The organism is Nostoc sp. (assembly GCF_036918015.1).
Lineage (GTDB): Bacteria > Cyanobacteriota > Cyanobacteriia > Cyanobacteriales > Nostocaceae > Nostoc.
In genome coordinates this window covers 181,947-200,825 of sequence record NZ_JBALEO010000069.1, presented here as the reverse complement: position 1 = coordinate 200,825, position 18,879 = coordinate 181,947, and the positions used below count along the sequence as shown (strand labels likewise).

Sequence of the window (18,879 nt, the reverse complement as noted above, 5' to 3'; positions counted from 1 at the left end):
AAGAGTTTTTTCACGCAGAGAGGAGTTTTGAATGACTGAATTTAATTGTTGGGTGACACCAGTAAATAAGGTTGTGATTGAGGCTTTATCTACTGAGGGGTCTATTGAATATGAATATTTTGATTGTAGTACCGATGTTTTGTCGTCGCTACTTTACACTTTATTTCAGCAAAATTGGCAGCAGGTAGGGGTAGGGCATATTGTTCAAGGAGGTGTATTAGAATTAGAATTTAATGCTCCACCGAAAATTTGTATCCTCTATGATGGATATCTCACAGTAGTCACAGAAAGCTGGCATTTGCACCTATGTATTGAGGCTAATTTAGGTGGGCCTCATTGTAAGACTCCTTTAGAATTAAGGCAACAACGTCAAGTAAATCGTGCTGCATTTTATCGACGGTTTAATGCAGATGGTATCCCTAGAAGTTGGGGAATTGATTTTTGGAATGGTGCAGATGAAAACCTCATGACGATTTTCTTGCCAAATCCGTATGTAGAAGGTGAGAATTTATTACCAGAAGGTAAGCCGAATTTATCAAAGTTAGCTCTTTATGAGGAACTACGAGATATTTATGTATTGGGAAACCAGCCTATACCGTTTACTAAAAACCCCCTCAAACATTCTTATATCTCAGTTTGCACTTCTACTCGCTGTCTTCCTTCACGCAAATGGCAACCCACATTTGATGCTTTAAAATCCGCAGTTGAAAATGCAGGTTTAGACATAGAAGTGAGAACATCTGGCTGTTTGGAAGTTTGCCAACAAGGGCCAGTAGTATTTTATTCTGATGATAGAACTTGGTACACTCGCGTTAACTCAAATATAGCTGAAACTATTGTCAATGAACATTTGGTAAAAGGTAACAAAGTTATTGAACATTGCTATCCACCGAAGTCTGTTTAAATTAGAACTGCGGTTAAAAATCTTCATCTAATTCGCTGAGTACATCTGCCAAATCTCTTGCTCCATGAAATACCCGAAGAATCTCAACAGTAGCATCCTGAATCCGATAAAAAATCAGGTAATCCTTAAAATCTTTGATGCGCCATTGCCTGATTTCGCCCAATTTAGATACAACCAACTGCGTCACCTTTCCTATACTGGGAGTTTTTGCCAACTGAGCAAACGTCATTTCTGCCGCCAGAAGAAATTTCATCGCTACATCTGCATTTCCATTGACCAATATGTAATTTGCCTGCTGCCGCAAATCTTGCGTTGCTTGGTTTCTGACAACTAACTTATAGCTCATGCGTCGCTTTGTGTTGCTGTACTATTTTCATCTAAAACCGCAGAACGCAAATTTTGCCAATATTCTGGTGTTACTTCCTGAGTGTCCGAGTTAATACCTTCAAGTAAAAGCATTTCTAACTTCGCTTGCGCCTGACGTTTTTTGTCTTGCTGCACCAAGTCTAGAAAATACTCGCCGATGCTGTTGTAAGCACCTGTCATCAATTGTGCCTCGACATAAACGCGCATCTCATCAGGTATATCAATATTGATATTCATTAGCTTTTAAGTATAACTACATCTATTATTTTAGCGTGCAAGCCTTCATTCAACCTACAAATGAACATTTCTTGAAAAGGAATAAAGTTATTGAACACCACTACCCACCGACAGACAAAAAATTAGATAATATGAAGTTTTTCAAATTGTCTCATTCCAAAATTATTTTTTTGTGCCAGTTTTTTCTCATTGCAGCTTTAGTAATTGCTTGCCATAGTACGGCAATTAACACATCTACAAATACTAATAATAACGGCTGTATTCAAAAATATGACCCCAATACTGATTACTTCCCTAATAAAATCAAGATTACTCATGCAACAGGCTTGGCAGTAGAGTATCATAAACACTACAAAACCGTCACTATAAAAAATCCTTGGCAGAATGCCAACACAAAGTTTCAATATGTTTTAGTCCAATGTGGAACTCCCACGCCAAAAGGATTTAATCAAGCACGGGTAATTACAGTTCCCATTAATTCCATAGTTTCTCTATCTACTACTCATTTACCCCACCTAGCCAAATTAGGTGTAGTTGATAAGCTGATTGGTATTAGTAATAGCAAGCAAGTAAATACACCTGATGTTGTAGAGAGAATTAAAGCCGGAAAGGTAGCACAAGTAGGTGATAATTCCAATGTGGATATAGAGAAATTACTAGAATTAAATCCTGACTTGGTAACAACTTTTGGTACTGGAAATTCCCAAACTGATAGTTATGCCAAACTCACAGAGGCGGGTTTGAAAGTGGGTATAAATTCTGAATATATGGAAGACACACCACTGGGAAGAAGCGAATGGTTAAAATTTACTGCTCTGTTTTTTAATAAAGACGAGCAAGCAGAAAAAATATTTAGTGAAATTGCCAATAAATATGAACAAGTAGCTGAAAAAGCTAAAGCTGTAAAAAATCGTCCAACTATATTTGTTGGGTTCAATTTTAAAGGTACTTGGTATATGCCTGGAGGTAAAAGTTACTTAGCCAAATATCTAGCTGACGCAGGAGCAAATTATCTCTGGAGTGATGATAAATCCTCTGGTAGTTTACCTTTATCTTTTGAAGTTGTTTTGGAACGTGCAGCCAATGCTGACTACTGGTTGAATTTTAGTCAATCTTGGAAGAAATTAAAGGATTTAGTAGCTGAAGATAATCGCTATGCTGATTTTAAGGCTGTGAAAACAGGCAATCTTTACAATAATAATGCCCGTCTCAATGAAAGTGGAGGTAATGATTACTGGGAAGGCGGAATTAGTAACCCAGATATGGTTTTATCTGATTTGATTAAAATACTGCATCCAGAGATATTACCTAACCATAAACTATTTTATTACCACAAAATTAATTAATAATGTTCAGCGAAAAATATCAATTTAAAACTTCCCTAATAACCCAAAAAGCTCTGGTTTTCAAAACCATTATTTTCTTAATTATACTTATAAGTTTAATCTTGGCTTTTTTATTAGATTTGGCTTTAGGTTCAGTTGATATTCCTGTTAATGAAGTAATAAAAATTTTACTCGGGCAAGAAGCAGAAAAAGTGACATGGACTCATATTATTCTCAAATTTCGCCTACCTAAAGCTTTAACTGCAACTTTAGCGGGTGCGGCTTTAGGTGTGAGTGGCTTGCAAATGCAAACCCTATTTAAAAATCCCTTGGCGGGGCCTTTTGTGTTGGGTATTAGTTCTGGCGCAAGTTTGGGTGTAGCGTTAGTTGTGCTGACAGCAAGTGCTACGACACCAACATTATTAGCAGATTTGGGAATCATTAGTGATTTTGCTTTAGTCATAGCCGCAAGTCTCGGTGCAGCATCAGTTTTAGGGATGATGTTAGTTGTTTCTCGCCGAGTGCAAGATACGATGACACTATTAATTTTAGGTTTATTATTTGGCTATGCTACCAGTGCAATTGTTAGTATTTTGTTGCAGTTTAGTTCAAAGGAACAGATTCAAAGTTATGTTATGTGGACTTTTGGGAGTTTTGCTGGGGTGACTTGGAGACAGTTAGTTGTTTTAATTCCTGTGATAGTTTTGAGTTTATTGGGAGCAGTGTTGCAATCAAAATCTTTGAATGCACTTTTACTTGGTGAATCTTATGCACGTAGTTTAGGTTTAACGGTGCAGAAAACTAGATTTTCTATTATTACTAGTGCATCTATATTAGCTGGGGCAATTACCGCTTTTTGTGGCCCCATCGCATTTTTAGGTGTAGCAATTCCCCATCTTTGTCGTAGTCTGTTCAATACTTCCGACCATCGGATATTAATTCCTAGTGTAACAATGATGGGTGCAATTTTAGCATTGTTTGCAGATTTGTTTTCCCAACTTGCGGTAAGTCAGATGGTTTTACCTTTAAATGCTGTTACTGCTTTAATTGGAACTCCTGTTGTTACTTGGGTAATTCTGCGGCGTAATTCTCAGAAGTCTTTTCCGTCATGAATGATGCGATTTTAACAACTCACAATTTGACTATCGGTTATAAAACATCCCGAAAAACTTTTCGGTGTGTTGCATCGGATATTTCGGTATCTCTGCAAGCTGGGGAACTGGTTTGTTTACTTGGCCCTAATGGTGCAGGTAAATCTACATTACTGCGATCGCTCGCCGGAATGCAACCCCCAATCGATGGTGAAGTGCGACTCTTGGGAGAAAATATTTACAAGTTAGCACCACAAGAATTAGCCAAACGTCTGAGTTTGGTACTCACCGAGAAAGTTGATGTGGGAATGCTATCAGCCTACACCTTGGTGAGTATGGGGCGATATCCTTACACTGATTGGTGGGGAAATTTGACACCCGAAGATGAAACTATAGTAACTTGGGCAATAAAATCTGTAGGAGCAGTACACTTAGCACAACGCCAAGTTAGTGAATTAAGTGACGGTGAACGCCAAAAAATTATGATTGCGCGTGCTTTGGCTCAGTCGCCTATTGTCATGTTACTTGATGAGCCAACAGCATTTTTAGATTTACCGCGACGGGTGGAAATTATGCAGTTGTTGCGTCAGTTAGCACGAGAAACCAATCAGGCAATTCTCCTTTCTACTCACGATTTAGATTTGGCTTTGCGTCTGGCTGATAAAGTTTGGCTATTATCAACTAATGGTATTTTAAATGTTGGCGCACCGGAAGATTTAGTGTTGAGTGGTGCATTTGCTGATACTTTTGAGAGTGAAGGTGTAGAGTTCGATGTTGCTTCTGGGGAATTTCATCTCCATACATCCCACAAAGGAGAAATTAATTTGATAGGTGAGGGGATTGCAACTATATGGACTATTCGTGCTTTAAAACGTGCAGGCTTCAAAGTTAATCAAAGTCAAAATAGCTTATCAATCTCAGTAGAAGTGATATCAAACTCTAAACAAGTTTTGTGGCGAATCACACAAAGCAAGACTGTATATACTTATTATTCATTGTATGAACTGATTAAATTTTTGAATTATTTATAAAAGCATTGTCCCTAATTTCTTGAGATTCTCTAACTGTATAATCAGAAAAAATTACGAAATCGCTCTAATATCCGTTGTCGCACTCGTTCTATAACTACTCCTTCCTCAGCAGATAGCCCATCAAATAACATCTCATATATCAATGGTACGCCCAACTCTAACTCTTCTAAAAGTGTACGCTGGCTAAATACATCTTGTGGTTTACCTTCTAGCATCAGCCGCCCTTGATCCATGACAAAAACCCAATCTGCCCACCGATAGACTAAATCTAAATCATGGGTTGCCATTAATAAAGTAGTTCCATCTCCATGAATTTTTTTCATGGTTGCTATCAAATTACGAGTATGTTTTATATCTAAATATGCAGTTGGCTCATCCAACACCAACAGTTCTGGTTGCAACACCATCACATCAGCTATTGAAACTCGCTTTTTTTGTCCTAAACTCAGATGATGGACTGGTCTTTCTGCTAAAGTAGTCAGTTCAAATTCAACTAATGCTTGTTCTACTCGGTCTTTAATTTCTGGTTCTGGTAAACCTAAATTACACAACCCATAAGATATATCTTCTTCAACAGTAGAAGCTACTAATTGTTGTTCTGGGTCTTGAAATACTAGTCCAACTTTCTGCCTTAAATTACCTAGATAATTACGATTGTAACTTAACGCTTCACCACGCCAACGGACAACGCCAGAATCAGGTTTATATAAACCGTTAGCTAATAAAAATAGCGTCGTTTTACCACAACCATTCTGACCAATTAACGCACATCTTTTGCCAGATGGAATCTTCAGTGTTAGACCATTCAAAGCTGATTGCTGTGCGCCTGAATAGGTGTAATATACCTGCTCAAATTCTAGTAAATATTCCTGCATTTCGCCAAAACTCTAATCCTATTAATCCTACACAACCGCAAATCGCTTCGATGATATATCGTGCTTGGGGACGATAGCGACGAGGATGCCAAACTCGAAATTCACTTACAAAACCCCGTGATTGTAGTCCGAGAGAGAACTGAGTATATCGTTGTAAGGTTCGCTGTAATAGTTGTCCGATTAGTAGTGCTAAACTTTTCATCCCACTGCGCCAAGTACGGTAGCCACCACGGGAATTTTGCGCTGTCCACAATTCATCGGCTGTGTTCAGGAGAATGAAAATAAACCGATACATTAATAATAATAAATCGGTTAAAAGCACTGGAAATCCTAAGTAACGCAGAGTTTGTAAAGTTTCCGTGAAAGGAACAGTTAACATGAGAAAATATAGGCAAGAAACAGAGGCTAATGCTCTGGTTAAAATTCCTAATGCTTGGATAGTTCCACTATGGCTGATATAAATATAGAAGTGTCCGAGAGTGAGTCCATACCATGAGTCTAATTTGACACTTTGTAAATCATTAATTGCGATTCCATTCACCATCAAGGCTGGTAAACTTGTCAAACAAAAAACTATGGTGAACATTAACAACCGAAAATAAACACCAGCCGGAATTCTTGCATAAATAACTGTCCAAACACCCATCCAAAGCGCCATCAATATTTGCACTAGCGGATGGGTAGCAAGGGAAATAGCAAGAGTAGTAAATGCAAAAATTAGTTTATGTTCTGGTGGCAATCTTCGGAGTTGATTAGTGTAAGCTAAAGTGTCTATTTGCAGGCTCATTCTTCACGTTTTTGTTGTTGGGAACGTCCTTTATACAACCCAATTGCATAACCGACTACTCCAGCACCTAAAGCTGCTTGCGAAGCAAATAATAAACTTTCTATTTCACCACTAGCGGGTTCAAAAAATGATTTAAACCAGGGTTTATATCCAGGTTGTATTTCAGTAATTGCTTTTTCTGCTTTGTCATCGGAACCGGCAAATTCGCCACCACGCACAAATATTAACGGTGCAACTGCTAAGGCTAATACAGCTACTACCAACAGCCAGTTACTCAATCCTTTTTTAGATTGACTCATTTCCTTGGGGTTCCCGTTTGATTAATTTCAGCAATTCTAATTCTTGAGGATTATAAGATTGCAGCCAGTTCCACACCAACACAGTTAGCAATCCTTCACTAATTGCTAAGGGTACTTGAGTTATAGCAAAAATTCCGGCGAACTTGGTGAATGAAGCGATAAACCCACCAACAGGTGCAGGGAAAGCTAGGGCGAGTTGGATGGAAGTGATAACGTAAGTGAGTAAATCTGCGATCGCAGATGCTAGAAATATGGCGATTTTTTGCTTACCACCCAACTTTATTGTCAGATTATATATCCAGTAAGCTGCAAATGGCCCAGCGATCGCCATCGAAAAAGCATTTGCCCCCAACGTCGTCAAACCGCCATGCGCCAGTAACAAAGCTTGAAACAACAATACTAAGCTACCTAAAACCGTCATCGTAAGGGGGCCAAATAGCACCGCACCTAATCCCGTCCCTGTTGGGTGAGAACAGCTACCTGTGACGGAAGGGATTTTCAACGCTGACAGCACGAAAGTAAAAGCACCAGCCAAGCCCAGGAGTAGTTTCAGTTCCGGGTTAGCTTGGGTAATGCGAGTCAGACTACGCAATCCTAGTAGAAAAAATGGTAATGCTACAATCCACCAAAAAACTGCCCACTGCACAGGTAAAAAACCTTCCATAATGTGCATAGCGTAGGCGGGTTTTGGTAAACCAACTACTAGATAAAAACTGATAACTCCCATCAGGGTTAGACTGACTAACGCCTGTTTTTTTCTTTTCATAATCTGTACCTCGCAGATTCATGTAAACGCATTGATTCTAACCGGCGGGCATCCTGACTCACCAATTTTGGTTCACAGTTGCGGGACAGCGCCGGATTTACACCGGACTTTCCCCCTTGCGTCCGATGGCTGCTTCCCACCAGAACCGATTGGAGTAACTATATCATCATTACTAATTTTGAGCAGCGATTTTTTACCAGGTATTCACAAAGCGTAGTTTATTGAGGCAGTTTAACTCTAAATAGCCGCATTCCATTCGCCGTTACCAACAAGAAACTTCCGGTATCAGCTAAAACTGCAACTGCTAACCCGACAAATACGAATGTTTTGTTGAGAATTGGACGGCAGAATTTGGTCTTTTAGCAGGGGAGTGGGAGCAAGAAAGCCAGAGAGGTCTTTTTGCCAATATGCGATCGCTTGATTTTTATCTTGCTGCTGCAACCAAACAATATAATTACTATAAGGATGAGTTGGCGGTAAATATAAATCTTTCCTTATTTTCAGAGCTTCGTAAAAGGCAAAAACCTCTTTGTAGATGATGGGTAAACACCAACCATCCGTCAGGATATGATGAGAACTATCAATAAATTTGTAAGTCCCTTCGGCTAGCTTAATCAGAGTACAGCGAATTAGCGGTGCTTTATCCAGGGCAAAACCTTTATTTCTATCTGATAGGACTAGCCCTTTCAAGGTGACTCGAAAAATCTCTTTTTTTTCTCTGTGTTCTCTGTGACTCTGCGGTTTAAAAGTAATTTATCTAACCACAGAGACGCAGAGAACACAGAGGTAAGAGATGAAAGAGAAATTTTTTGAACAAAATTTTTACCTACCTTGAAAGGGCTAGTCCTAACTTATATATTTAGCCGTATTATCTCGTACTCTTTTTCAAAAATCAAATAGGATTCCTATAGTTGCATCTCAGTGGGTTGATAAAGCTAGTAATATTATTCTCAATAATAAAATAGCTCTTGATGCTGCTGGAGTCAAACAAATTTCCGAAATGCGATCGCACCTTCTAGTGGATTATTTTTACTGCATATACTGGCATAATTGCAATATCATAATTTGTCAGTAACTAACAATGAGCGATGCCTATTTTATCATTTACTAAATCATTGCTTCCAATTCTTCTAAAGCTTGAAAACTTCCTACTTGCCAACTACGCTCCACAGCAGCAGGGATAATCTGAGCAATAGCTATATCTTCAAAATTAGGACTTGTGTTAGATTTTATATATTTACCGTCTTTCAGCAAATAAATAGAAAGGCTCCCGCTATCGTAAACCCATAATTCTGGGACTCCAATGGCTTCATAAGCATCAAGGGTAGTTTTTGATGTGACATCAGTCTCAATCGCTAAATCTGGTGGCGGATCGTTAGGTTGTAAGCGGCGACGGCCAATCATTTGTTGATAATTCTGAATATAAAAGCAAGCATCAGGTTCAACTCCTGCTACACCTTGGCTTTTAAAGGTTGTGGAACCAAAAGGTTGATATCTGATATCTTTAGCTTTCAGCAATATTTTGACAATATCAGAAATTAAATCTTTGGGTATTTCATGTTCTGGTAAAGGAGCCATAATTTCTAAAGCACCCTGGCTATAGGCAATTCGGGTAGTTCTTTTTTCTCCCAATTCTTCTAAAATAGATTCAAATTCTTCCCAGCTAACATCAGGAATAGTCACTGTGCTGCCAGGTGCTAACTGCATCCGGCTAACAGCTTTGAAAACGGGGATAGCAACAGTCATAACCAAAATATCAATAAGCTGAATCTCAATAATTATCTATCAGGTTGCGGTGGATAATACAGCCCACCGTAACCTTTAGATTAATAGATTGAGTTTAACAAAAGCGATCACTCTACACTTTAAACTTCTCGGCAATCCGCTTCATCGCCTCTTCGACATTCTCCCGGCTGTTAAACGCTGAAATGCGGAAGTAACCTTCACCCGCAGCACCAAAGCCAGAACCGGGTGTTCCCACAACGTTGACAGTTTGCAGCAATTTATCGAAGAATTCCCAACTGGATAAACCATTAGGCGTTTTTACCCAAACATAAGGTGCATTCACGCCACCATAGACAGCTAGTCCTGCGGCTGTGAGTTTCTCGCGGATAATTTTGGCGTTTTCGAGATAGAAACTAACCAATCCTTTGATTTGCGCTTGTCCTTCTTCAGAATAAACCGCCTCGGCTCCCCGTTGGATGATATAGGAAACGCCGTTGAATTTGGTAGACTGGCGACGATTCCAGAGTTTCCATAGTTCGACATTGGAACCATCAGCGGCTTTTGCTGTGAGTGTCTTCGGGACTACTGTTAACGCGCAACGGGTTCCTGTAAAACCTGCGTTCTTGGAAAAAGAACGAAATTCGATCGCAACTTCTCTTGCACCTTCAATTTCATAAATTGAGTGGGGAATCGACGGATCGGTAATATAAGCTTCGTAGGCTGCATCAAAGAAAATAATCGAGTTATTAGCTTTGGCATAGTCTACCCATGCTTTGAGATATTCCTTGGTAGCAGTTGCGCCAGTGGGGTTATTGGGAAAGCAGAGATAAATTAAATCGACTTTCTTTGAGGGAATTTCGGCGGTGAAGTTGTTATCAGCCGTAATTGGTAGATAAACTAAACCCTCAAATTCACCTTTATCGTTAGCATCCCCAGTATTTCCCACCATTACGTTAGTGTCTACATATACGGGATAAACGGGGTCAGTAACGGCGATGATGTTATCATGACCAAAGATTTCCAGAATATTGCCCGTGTCGCACTTGGAACCATCAGAGATAAAGATTTCTGAAGCATCTATATCGGCTCCCCGTGCTTGGAAATCATGAGTAGCAATTTTCTCCCGCAACCAAGCGTAGCCTTGCTCAGGGCCATAGCCTTTGAAGGTATTGCGATCGCCCATTTCTTCCACAGCTTTAATCATCGCTGTGCGGCAAGCCTCCGGCAGAGGTTCGGTGACATCGCCAATGCCCAAGCGGATGATTTTAGCATTAGGATTCGCTTCTGCAAAGACATTCACCCGCCGAGCAATTTCTGGAAACAGATAACCCGCTTTCAGTTTCAGGTAGTTGTCGTTAATAGTTGCCATTATGTAGATTATGAAAAACGCCCTCAAATAGCTTACTGCTAATTTATGAGGGCGGGGAATGGGGAGTGGGGATGAGGGAGCAGGGGAAGCAGGGGAAGCAGGGGGAGAATAACTAATGACAAATGACAAATGACAAATTAGACATTTACCGTTTGTTTATTGTCGGCTGAATAATTGTTGCGATCGCTAACTACAAACTCCGTAATTGATTCTCTCCCTGTAATTAATCTTGCTCCACGATTACGGGTGAAATAGCTCCATGCCCACTGAATCATTACTACTAATTTGTTGTTAAATTCAATTAAGAAGTAGATGTGAATAAATAGCCAAAACAGCCATGCAACGAAACCTTTCAGCTTGGTAAAGCCCAAATCTACCACAGCAGAATTGTGCCCAATCATTGCTAAACTACCATGATCGGTATAAGCAAAGGGTGGCAAAGTGTTACCTGCAAGCCGCTTTTGGACTAATGCTGCTACATATTCACCTTCTTGCTTCGCCACAGGTGCAACACCAGGTAGGGGTTTACCATTTTGATGAGAAAAATTTGCTAAGTCGCCAACTACAAAAATATTGGGATGTCCCTTAATACTCAAATCAGGTTCAACCATAATCCGTCCAGCGCGATCGCACTCTGCACCTGTGCGTTCTGCTAGCACTTTGCCCATTGCCGAAGCTTTCACACCTGCTGCCCATAATACCGTTTTTGAGGCAATTTCTTTAACTTCATCGCCTTGTTTGAGGGTAACAGTATCATTTTCAATATTCGTTACCAGTGTTTTTGTCTGGACAACCACACCCAACCGCGTTAAGGATGCTTCTGCTTCTTGTGATAACTCTGGTGCAAAGGGTGGCAAAATCCGATCCAACCCTTCTAATAGCAAAATTTTGGCTTCTGAGGTGTCGATGTTGCGGAAATCTTCTTTGAGAGTTTGGTTTGCCAATTCTGCGATCGCACCTGCCAACTCTACACCTGTTGGGCCACCACCCACAATTACAAAAGTTAACCAAGCACGGCGTTTTTCTGGATCGGTTTCATTTTCTGCGGCTTCAAAGGCCGAAAAAATCCGGCTACGCATTTCTATGGCATCTTCTACAGTTTTCAAGCCTGGGGCGAATTCTTCCCAGTTATCTTTGCCAAAGTAGGAATGCTTTGCACCTGTGGCGACAATTAACGTATCGTAAGCTATTGCTTCGTCGCCCACAATCACTTTTTGCGCTTCTGGATCGATATTATTCACCTCTCCCAGCAGTACTTTCGTATTCTTGCTCTTGCTGAGGACTGAACGCAACGGTGAGGAGATATCAGCAGGAGATAGCGCACCTGTGGCGACTTGATATAAAAGGGGTTGAAATAGATGAAAGTTACGTTTATCGATTAGAGTAACGTTTACTGCCGCCTTGGCGAGTGTTTTTGCCGCATAAAGTCCACCAAAACCACCGCCAACAATAACTACTTGATGGGGTGGATTATTGTCAAGTGAATTTACCATAAGAAATATTATCCAGTATGCCGACTATTGTAACTATTCTTAACAAATTTGTATCAAAAATGTCATCATATATTTTGTATTGCTCTTTACATTTGAAAAAGTATTAAAGTGATCGAGGCTACAGGATCAAGAAGATTTTTGAAGAGAAAGGTACAGACAATAAGAGGTTGGAATATTTGAATCCCTATTTATCTGTGTAGATTTATCAAAGGTAGATGTAGCATTTATGGGAGTTTACTCAGAACTAGTTGACTCTGGTGTTTGTGTCAAACGTGGTGAATGAGTTCGCTGCCAACGCCTAAAGCCGTAGATAAGAGCAACAAAAATTAACAAATAGGGACTGTAAACAATTAACCAAATACCCAGCTTGAGTAAGCCAACGGAAAATGCACTCAAAGAATGGGTAGAGTTGTTCCAAGTTTCCTGAACTTGCAAACCGAAAGCAGGTTGGGGACTGGTGGTAGAAACTGCTGCTTCTAAGTTCAGCGTAATAGTGGAATAAGCAACTTGATTTTTGAGGTTTTTCAGTTGGGCATCAATTTGTTCTATAGTTTGGCGGACATTACTCAGTTCTTGGGAAACACTAAGCACATCTCTCACAGAAGCAGCCCGATCCATAATTTTTTGCAAATTGGCTTCAGTCTTTTGCAAATTAGTTAATCTAGCTTGGAAATCTACTAAGCGATCGCCCACATCTTCGGCAGTGATATTACGACTCTCGACAGTGCCCAATTTAGCTAGTTCTTCTAGGGTAGGTTCCAGCCGATTCTCTGGTATCCGCAATTGTATCGTTGCTGTGTAACGCGGGTTGTCTTTTTTGGGTTGTTGTTCTTTCAACCCGATTAAATCCCCTTGCTGTTGATTGATAATTTGCGAAACAGCATCAACAGTCTTATCTACAGAGTTGACAGTCAAAGAGATTGCTGCCTTTTTGATGAGTTGGGGACGAGAACGGGCTATTGGTGCAGCATCCGCCTTTTGGGAAATACTGTTTTCACGGGCAGTTAATTGATTTACCGCGCCATTGGCAGCAATTTGAGGTGCAGACTGAGTGGTTGACCGATCCGAAGAGGCGCAACTAGTGAAAATCACCCCTCCCAATAACGCACTTATAAATAAAGCAGATGTGCGCGGTAATTTAGTCGAAGTATACATAATCTACCCCCAGATAGATGAAGTTAACCCCAGTATTACTGAAGAAAAACTCAAAGACTGTATTGTTGCGATTTATGTAACAGGGTTAGTCATTTTTATTTACAGAGAATGAAAATTCATCTTGATGAGATATCTCAAAAAGATTATTAGCAAGTCATTTGACGATTATTTCAAAAAATATCTGCAACAAGTCTGTTTGCCAGTAGGGTCGTGAAGTTGCTTTCTGGTAGGTGATATTTTTGAAATTGTTTGATTTTGAAAACAAGTTGGATCTGCGATCGCTGCTTGCAAATCTGCCTTTATACCAATTCAAAATAGCCTACAGTATCTTGTCGGTCAAAATTCCCTGGCACTTTCAGCAGCCTGTCTCAATGCCAAAAAAGCTTCTTTTAGAGGTTGGTTAACGGCACTGTCTGGTTCTGTTAGCACTAGCTGTTGGTAGAAGGATAGCTGCTGGGGTTGTGGACATGGAGCGATTTCTTCAACAGGAAGTGTGGAGGAGGCTTGAGGGTCATAATTGAGCCAAAGTACTTCTTGCCGTAACTGCTTGATGGAATGGCAATGCTTCAGGGGCGCTTTAATGCAGTTCCAGTCACCGTAAAGTTCCTGCATCAACGAACAATCATAGCCTGAAAGGGCAACTTTACCTTTGACTGAACGCAAAACATCCGCTAGTTGCCGATGCTGGTCGTCGGTCATTTCATAAGCGTAAGCCTTGCTATCCCCACGGGAATCGTGCGGGTAGGGAGGGTCACAGTAAAATAATGTTTCTGGACTATCGTACCGTCGAATAATATCAATTGCTCGGTCGTTCTCAATTTGCACGCGTAGCAACCGTTGCACAATTTCGGGCAGATCCTCAACACTACCAAGCCACCGGGAAACTGCACCAGCCATTCCAGCGCGGCTAGTAAGTTTGCAGTGCGCCCATCGTCCAACACTGGCGGTTTGTGCCAAGCCTGTTCTCACTTGTCGCGCCCGGACGAAAAACCGTCTAGCCCTTTCCAGGTCAGACAAACTTTCTTCTTCTTTGGTAATAGCAATCCGAAATTCTTCACGCGAAAACGGCGTTAACCCAATCGCCTCGATGAGTTGGTCTTTTTGGTCGCGTAGTACACGAAAGAAGTTGACTAGCTGGCCATCAATATCATTGTAGGTTTCCACAGGTGAAGGCTCCCGGTTCAACAACACGGCTGCTGAACCGCCAAAGGGTTCGCAGTAGTGGGTCGTTTTTGACAACAAGGGTAAAAGCCAGTCTAAATGACTGTACTTGCCGCCATACCAACCAAATGCAATTTTCTTTGCCATGAAAGCCAACCTCAAAGGGATTGCTTTACCCGAAACCGAGGATAAGGGTAAAACGCAATTTATTATATAGTGTTGAGAAATAAAGTATAAACAAACAAAAATACTTACATTATTTTTTCAGAGAATAATCTATTATTCTTTTTCGGTAAAGCGATCGCCAACAGTATTTAGATATCGCTCATCAACTTGACATAATGCTGAAACTAGGCCACTATCCAATTGTCAGAATCAAGTTTCAACTGCCTTGGTGTGAAGTCCAATCCAGTCACCATTTTCAGTTTGACCAATAATATACATTTCAATTTCTCCAGCAGTTAATCGATAAAGTCTTAAATTGGTTAGGTTTGAATGAACTAACTCAGCCTGAGTCTCGCTAGCAAAAGGATTTTCGACCTCATTTGTGGTAACAATCCCAACAGTATCTAGCACATTGTGGATAAGTGCGCTTTTTTGCTCTGCTATTTCCCAAACAAAGTTTTTTATGTATTCAGAAGCAAAACTGACTTCTGCAATTTCATTTTCCAAAGTCACAATCAGTTCTTGATTTTCTAGTTTGGCGACTGCTGAATCTCTAAACCGAAAAATTTGAGAAGAATAATGCTGTTGTTCCAAGTAAGACGAGACTTTAGTTGAGATACCTAGCCAATCTTCTGAAGGTGTATTACCGATAACAATATAAAGGTCTTGTGCAGGAACCGCTAATCGATAAACTTGTAGATTAGTTAAAAATGGCTCTAACTGCAATAATAATGTTCGGAAAGACTGAATTACCTGTTTATTTTCTGGCAATAATCTAGAGCTATTAGCCGAAGACTGTAACCACTGTAAATTATCAAAATTTCCATTGCGAAAATCATCACAAGGAATTTCTCTTAAGAATCCAAAAACTTCTAGTAATCCTTCTAAGGTAAACTCTCCCCGATTTGCAACTTCCCATAAGAAAACCTCATAGGGATAATCTGCTTCACTACCGTAATACAGTCCTTTAGAAGCCTGTCGAATCTGCTCAAGCAGTCCTAGATTAGGGTTATTTGGCGAATTAGAGAAAATCGAAGCTGAACCAGAGGTATTGCGGGTATTTGTCAAATTAGTGCCGAACAGTCTAGTACCAGTTAAATCAGCACCAGTCAAATCTGCATCTGTAAAATCAGCACCTTCTAAATTAGCATCTGTCAAATTAGCATTGTATAAAGTTGCATTTTGCAGTCTTGCTTGTTCTAAATTTGTACCGAGTAGATTAGCTTGGTTTAAGTTAGCTTGATTAAGATTAGCACTATTCAATTTAGCCCCGGTAAAATCAACTTGGCTGAGATTTGCACTTTCTAAATTAGCATTACTTAAGTAAGCATTTTTAAGATTTGCACTACTAAGATCGGCATGGCTAAAATTGGCTTTGGTTAGGTTAGCTCTCTGGAAATTTACACCTCTTAAATCAAGTCCACTCAAATTGACATTTTGAAGATTGGCACAGCTAAGGTCAATACCAGCCAAATTTATGTTTTCAGCTTCTTGATTAATAATGTGCCAGATAAGATATATTTTTGGATCTAGGTTAATGGCTCCTTCAATTTGAGTATTTCGCAAATTAGCATAAGTTAAATCTGCATTTTCAAGGTTAGTGTTACGTAGGTCTGCTCCTTCAAGATTAGTGCTTTTAAGATTTGTATTCACTAAATTAGAACCATTGAGATTGACACCCCTCATCTCAAGAGTATAAAAATTTTGTCCACTTAGGTCTAATTGGCTGAGATTAGCACGACTAAGATTAGCTCGATACCAGTAGAGGTTTTGGTGACGAAAAATAGCATTTCTTAAGTTTGCACCTTGAAACTTTGCTTCAATTAAATCACACGTTAACTTTGTATTTGTGCAATTTGCATTTGCAAAGTCAATATTGGTGTTACCTAACCCATTAGCACCGAAATCAACATTCGTTAAATTAGCTCCTCTGAATTTAGCCCCATTAATTCGAGAAGCGCCTATATGAGCATTCGTCAGATCGGCTCCACTAAAATCAGTATTATTAATTTTGCCATTCATTCGGACTTCTTTAAGATTGGTATGACTGAAATTAGCATTATCAAGATTGACATGGCTCAAAATAGCACCTTCTAAGTTAGCTCCACTGAAATTAGCACCACTCAAATCAATCTCTTTACCTTGTGAACCATAGAGTTTGATGCCTCGTAAATCAGCGCCAGAAAAATCTCTTTCTCCATTTGCATAACGCTTGAGTAGTTCAGAACTGCTCACCATTATTAATATCTCCTTGTATTGATTAGTGAAAGGATAATGACAGTTTTAAATAGCCTGTCCAGGATGAAAGTCCTAAATCAAAGCTAGGTGTTAGACAAATCCACACCTTTTAAATTGGTATCTGTAAAATCTACTTCATATAAATTGGAGTTGAGCAAGTTAGCGTTACTTAAATCAGCTTGGCTAAGATTTGCCCGACTGAGATTTGCACCACTCAAATTAGCTCCTTTTAAGTTAGCTCGACTGAGATTGACACCGCTCAAATCAGTTCCGCTTAAATCGGCTCCGCTCAAATTTCGACTAACTGCATCTTGATTGACAATTTGCCAAACTAAACGCCATTTCTCTGGTGCGGTTTCCTCATCTAGTTTGGCTCCTCGTAAATTTGCACTACTGACCTCAGCTTGAGTGAGATTTGCTCTCGTTAGGTCAGCCCCAGCTAAATTAGTAAAGGTGAGGTTAGCTTGACTCAGATTCGCGCCCTTTAAGTTTGCAAGGGTAAGGTTTGCTTGTGTTAAATTAGCTTCTGTGAGATTGGCAGTGCTTAAATTCGCTAGCGTAAGATTAGCACCTTTGCGATCGCAGCTGTATCTGGCACCGTCGAGGTTCGCTCGGCTCAAATCCGCTCCACTTAAATTAGCTTGGCTGAAATTAACTTGATTAAGTTTTGCACCGCTTAAGTTGGCATTGCTCAAATTCGCTTTGCTCATGTTAGCGCCATCGCACTGAGTATCTTTGAGATTCGCCCCGCTCAAGTCACATTCTCTCAAATTAACAACTGTCAGGTCAGCACCACTTAAATTTGCACCTCTGAAATCAGCCCCTCTAAGATTCGATACATTTAGCTTGGCAAAGTGTAAGTTAAATCCCCGTAAATTACAGCCTTGCAGGTTAACACATCGTAAATCTACATTTTCTAGAGTTGTACCGTTTAGATTTGCACCTTTTAAAATCGCTCCTTCTAAAATGACACCCCGTAGTTTTGCATTCTGCAAGTTAGCATTTGTTAAATTTGCTTGTTTCAAGCTAGCAGATTGCAAATCCGCATTGGTTAAATTTGCATCAGTGAGATTAGCACCATATAAGTAAGCGGTACTTAAATTTGCGTCATTCAGGTTTGCACCACTTAGGTTTGTTTCTCCAAAAGCTGACCCTCTAAGGTCTGCATTACTTAAATTAGAATTACTCAAGTCAGCCTTATCCAAGTTAACCAAAACTAGGATGATACCCCCTAGATTGGCATTGCTTAAATCTAGACTACTAAAATTAGGTCTTTGCGAATAAACGCTCCTACTAACATTAGAATTACTGTTTGCTGTAGTTAAGTGAGCATATTTCACATCTATTTGAGAAAAATTTCTTTCACCTGCTGCGTATCGTGAGATTAATTCATTGCGATTCATAGAACCCCATGCTGAGGAGAAGCTAAAGGACAAAGATTATCTTGAACTTTGACAAGTTTTTATATAGTTTACCCAAAGATTGTTTTGAGCTAACTCAACGTTTTCAAATGAATCTATGAAGTAGCCATTACCGCGCAAGGAAGTTACAACGCACTGGCAGCCCTAAACCTTTACTACAAGTGATTGCTAACCTTTACTTTAGAGCGTTGCTTAACTGCCTTTTTTACATCAGGGTGGCTTGTTAGTGAAGAGTATATCCTCTTTTTTAGACTTGAACAAAAGTGTATCACAGGCTACTATTATTTGGCGATCGCTACGCCCACCGTTCGCGGAGCGTCTCGTATAGCAGGCATCGCAAAACTTTTCGGTCTACTGAAACTGAGTAACTTTACTTGCTTGAGATAAAGAAATTAGGGGATTATTGCCGTCGTAAACACTCCCCCTGAGTTCAAGCGGATAAATTCAATGATTGATAATTCATCTGTGTTA

The 18,879-nt window shown here is 39.9% G+C and carries 18 protein-coding genes and 1 riboswitch; of the genes, 4 read left to right on the top strand and 14 right to left on the bottom strand.

Translation table 11 applies throughout. The features are described from left to right. The first annotated feature begins 31 nt into the window (after positions 1 to 31). The gene (locus tag V7K61_RS18045; RefSeq protein WP_335055221.1) at positions 32 to 904 is read left to right on the top strand and encodes a (2Fe-2S) ferredoxin domain-containing protein; all 873 of its coding nucleotides are present in this window, start codon (positions 32 to 34) and stop codon (positions 902 to 904) included. 13 nt (positions 905 to 917) lie between these two features. Here V7K61_RS18045 and V7K61_RS18040 read toward each other — a convergent pair whose 3' ends face one another. Next, positions 918 to 1,250, bottom strand: coding sequence for a type II toxin-antitoxin system RelE/ParE family toxin (locus V7K61_RS18040; RefSeq protein ID WP_335055219.1), 333 nt, complete (start codon positions 1,248 to 1,250; stop codon positions 918 to 920). After that, positions 1,247 to 1,507 (bottom strand): ribbon-helix-helix domain-containing protein, encoded by a 261-nt coding sequence (locus V7K61_RS18035; protein WP_094333411.1) that lies wholly within the window; start codon positions 1,505 to 1,507, stop codon positions 1,247 to 1,249. The genes V7K61_RS18040 and V7K61_RS18035 overlap by 4 nt, the downstream gene beginning before the upstream one ends. A 131-nt stretch (positions 1,508 to 1,638) precedes the next feature. Between V7K61_RS18035 and V7K61_RS18030 the strand changes: the two genes are divergently transcribed. Genes V7K61_RS18030 through V7K61_RS18020 form a run of 3 tightly spaced genes read left to right on the top strand, consistent with a single transcriptional unit; the run spans position 1,639 to position 4,954 of the window. Next, positions 1,639 to 2,853: an ABC transporter substrate-binding protein gene (locus V7K61_RS18030; protein WP_335055217.1), complete on the top strand. Its 1,215-nt coding sequence runs from the start codon at positions 1,639 to 1,641 to the stop codon at positions 2,851 to 2,853. Between the two features lie 2 nt (positions 2,854 to 2,855). Continuing rightward, positions 2,856 to 3,944, top strand: coding sequence for an iron ABC transporter permease (locus V7K61_RS18025; RefSeq protein ID WP_335055215.1), 1,089 nt, complete (start codon positions 2,856 to 2,858; stop codon positions 3,942 to 3,944). Then, positions 3,941 to 4,954 carry an ABC transporter ATP-binding protein gene (locus V7K61_RS18020; RefSeq protein ID WP_335055213.1) on the top strand — a complete coding sequence of 338 codons (1,014 nt, stop codon included), beginning with the start codon at positions 3,941 to 3,943 and terminating at the stop codon, positions 4,952 to 4,954. The genes V7K61_RS18025 and V7K61_RS18020 overlap by 4 nt, the downstream gene beginning before the upstream one ends. A gap of 41 nt (positions 4,955 to 4,995) precedes the next feature. Here the strand turns inward: V7K61_RS18020 and V7K61_RS18015 are convergent, their stop codons facing one another. The 12 genes from V7K61_RS18015 to V7K61_RS17960 form a co-directional block, all read right to left on the bottom strand. Beyond that, positions 4,996 to 5,829 carry an energy-coupling factor ABC transporter ATP-binding protein gene (locus V7K61_RS18015; protein ID WP_335055211.1) on the bottom strand — a complete coding sequence of 278 codons (834 nt, stop codon included), beginning with the start codon at positions 5,827 to 5,829 and terminating at the stop codon, positions 4,996 to 4,998. After that, entirely contained in the window at positions 5,804 to 6,616 is an 813-nt protein-coding gene (gene cbiQ, locus V7K61_RS18010) for a cobalt ECF transporter T component CbiQ (RefSeq protein ID WP_335055209.1), read from the bottom strand. The genes V7K61_RS18015 and cbiQ overlap by 26 nt, the downstream gene beginning before the upstream one ends. Beyond that, the gene (locus tag V7K61_RS18005) at positions 6,613 to 6,915 is read right to left on the bottom strand and encodes an energy-coupling factor ABC transporter substrate-binding protein (RefSeq protein WP_322677886.1); all 303 of its coding nucleotides are present in this window, start codon (positions 6,913 to 6,915) and stop codon (positions 6,613 to 6,615) included. Before V7K61_RS18005 ends, cbiQ begins: the two co-directional genes overlap by 4 nt. Beyond that, positions 6,902 to 7,681 (bottom strand): energy-coupling factor ABC transporter permease, encoded by a 780-nt coding sequence (locus tag V7K61_RS18000; protein WP_335055207.1) that lies wholly within the window; start codon positions 7,679 to 7,681, stop codon positions 6,902 to 6,904. Before V7K61_RS18000 ends, V7K61_RS18005 begins: the two co-directional genes overlap by 14 nt. A 26-nt stretch (positions 7,682 to 7,707) precedes the next feature. After that, a riboswitch (cobalamin riboswitch) is annotated at positions 7,708 to 7,846 on the bottom strand. A 120-nt stretch (positions 7,847 to 7,966) separates the two neighbouring features. Further along, complete coding sequence (locus tag V7K61_RS17995; RefSeq protein ID WP_335055205.1) at positions 7,967 to 8,371, bottom strand: condensation domain-containing protein; 405 nt, start codon at positions 8,369 to 8,371, stop codon at positions 7,967 to 7,969. Between the two features lie 417 nt (positions 8,372 to 8,788). Beyond that, positions 8,789 to 9,427: a Uma2 family endonuclease gene (locus tag V7K61_RS17990; protein WP_335055203.1), complete on the bottom strand. Its 639-nt coding sequence runs from the start codon at positions 9,425 to 9,427 to the stop codon at positions 8,789 to 8,791. Between the two features lie 112 nt (positions 9,428 to 9,539). After that, entirely contained in the window at positions 9,540 to 10,775 is a 1,236-nt protein-coding gene (locus V7K61_RS17985; protein WP_335055201.1) for an LL-diaminopimelate aminotransferase, read from the bottom strand. A gap of 137 nt (positions 10,776 to 10,912) precedes the next feature. Next, positions 10,913 to 12,268 (bottom strand): NAD(P)/FAD-dependent oxidoreductase, encoded by a 1,356-nt coding sequence (locus V7K61_RS17980; RefSeq protein WP_335055199.1) that lies wholly within the window; start codon positions 12,266 to 12,268, stop codon positions 10,913 to 10,915. 234 nt (positions 12,269 to 12,502) lie between these two features. After that, a complete protein-coding gene (locus tag V7K61_RS17975) occupies positions 12,503 to 13,423 on the bottom strand; it encodes a DUF4349 domain-containing protein (protein ID WP_335055197.1) in 921 nt (306 codons plus the stop codon). A 336-nt stretch (positions 13,424 to 13,759) separates the two neighbouring features. Then, positions 13,760 to 14,731, bottom strand: coding sequence for a DNA adenine methylase (locus V7K61_RS17970; RefSeq protein WP_335055195.1), 972 nt, complete (start codon positions 14,729 to 14,731; stop codon positions 13,760 to 13,762). Between the two features lie 228 nt (positions 14,732 to 14,959). Continuing rightward, the gene (locus V7K61_RS17965; RefSeq protein ID WP_335055193.1) at positions 14,960 to 16,987 is read right to left on the bottom strand and encodes a pentapeptide repeat-containing protein; all 2,028 of its coding nucleotides are present in this window, start codon (positions 16,985 to 16,987) and stop codon (positions 14,960 to 14,962) included. Positions 16,988 to 17,070: 83 nt separating this feature from the next. Then, the gene (locus V7K61_RS17960; protein ID WP_335055191.1) at positions 17,071 to 18,390 is read right to left on the bottom strand and encodes a pentapeptide repeat-containing protein; all 1,320 of its coding nucleotides are present in this window, start codon (positions 18,388 to 18,390) and stop codon (positions 17,071 to 17,073) included. Positions 18,391 to 18,879 lie beyond the last annotated feature (489 nt).

What these genes read in the sequence shown, in the direction of transcription:
- V7K61_RS18000 (WP_335055207.1), bottom strand. Translation starts at nt 7,681, where the DNA reads ATGAAAAGAAAAAAACAGGCGTTAGTCAGTCTAACCCTGATGGGAGTT.
- V7K61_RS17965 (WP_335055193.1), bottom strand. Translation starts at nt 16,987, where the DNA reads ATGGTGAGCAGTTCTGAACTACTCAAGCGTTATGCAAATGGAGAAAGA.
- V7K61_RS17975 (WP_335055197.1), bottom strand. Translation starts at nt 13,423, where the DNA reads ATGTATACTTCGACTAAATTACCGCGCACATCTGCTTTATTTATAAGT.
- V7K61_RS18040 (WP_335055219.1), bottom strand. Translation starts at nt 1,250, where the DNA reads ATGAGCTATAAGTTAGTTGTCAGAAACCAAGCAACGCAAGATTTGCGG.
- V7K61_RS17990 (WP_335055203.1), bottom strand. Translation starts at nt 9,427, where the DNA reads ATGACTGTTGCTATCCCCGTTTTCAAAGCTGTTAGCCGGATGCAGTTA.
- V7K61_RS18020 (WP_335055213.1), top strand. Translation starts at nt 3,941, where the DNA reads ATGAATGATGCGATTTTAACAACTCACAATTTGACTATCGGTTATAAA.
- V7K61_RS18035 (WP_094333411.1), bottom strand. Translation starts at nt 1,507, where the DNA reads ATGAATATCAATATTGATATACCTGATGAGATGCGCGTTTATGTCGAG.
- V7K61_RS17970 (WP_335055195.1), bottom strand. Translation starts at nt 14,731, where the DNA reads ATGGCAAAGAAAATTGCATTTGGTTGGTATGGCGGCAAGTACAGTCAT.
- V7K61_RS18045 (WP_335055221.1), top strand. Translation starts at nt 32, where the DNA reads ATGACTGAATTTAATTGTTGGGTGACACCAGTAAATAAGGTTGTGATT.
- V7K61_RS18030 (WP_335055217.1), top strand. Translation starts at nt 1,639, where the DNA reads ATGAAGTTTTTCAAATTGTCTCATTCCAAAATTATTTTTTTGTGCCAG.
- V7K61_RS18015 (WP_335055211.1), bottom strand. Translation starts at nt 5,829, where the DNA reads ATGCAGGAATATTTACTAGAATTTGAGCAGGTATATTACACCTATTCA.
- V7K61_RS18025 (WP_335055215.1), top strand. Translation starts at nt 2,856, where the DNA reads ATGTTCAGCGAAAAATATCAATTTAAAACTTCCCTAATAACCCAAAAA.
- V7K61_RS18005 (WP_322677886.1), bottom strand. Translation starts at nt 6,915, where the DNA reads ATGAGTCAATCTAAAAAAGGATTGAGTAACTGGCTGTTGGTAGTAGCT.
- V7K61_RS17960 (WP_335055191.1), bottom strand. Translation starts at nt 18,390, where the DNA reads ATGAATCGCAATGAATTAATCTCACGATACGCAGCAGGTGAAAGAAAT.
- cbiQ (WP_335055209.1), bottom strand. Translation starts at nt 6,616, where the DNA reads ATGAGCCTGCAAATAGACACTTTAGCTTACACTAATCAACTCCGAAGA.
- V7K61_RS17985 (WP_335055201.1), bottom strand. Translation starts at nt 10,775, where the DNA reads ATGGCAACTATTAACGACAACTACCTGAAACTGAAAGCGGGTTATCTG.
- V7K61_RS17980 (WP_335055199.1), bottom strand. Translation starts at nt 12,268, where the DNA reads ATGGTAAATTCACTTGACAATAATCCACCCCATCAAGTAGTTATTGTT.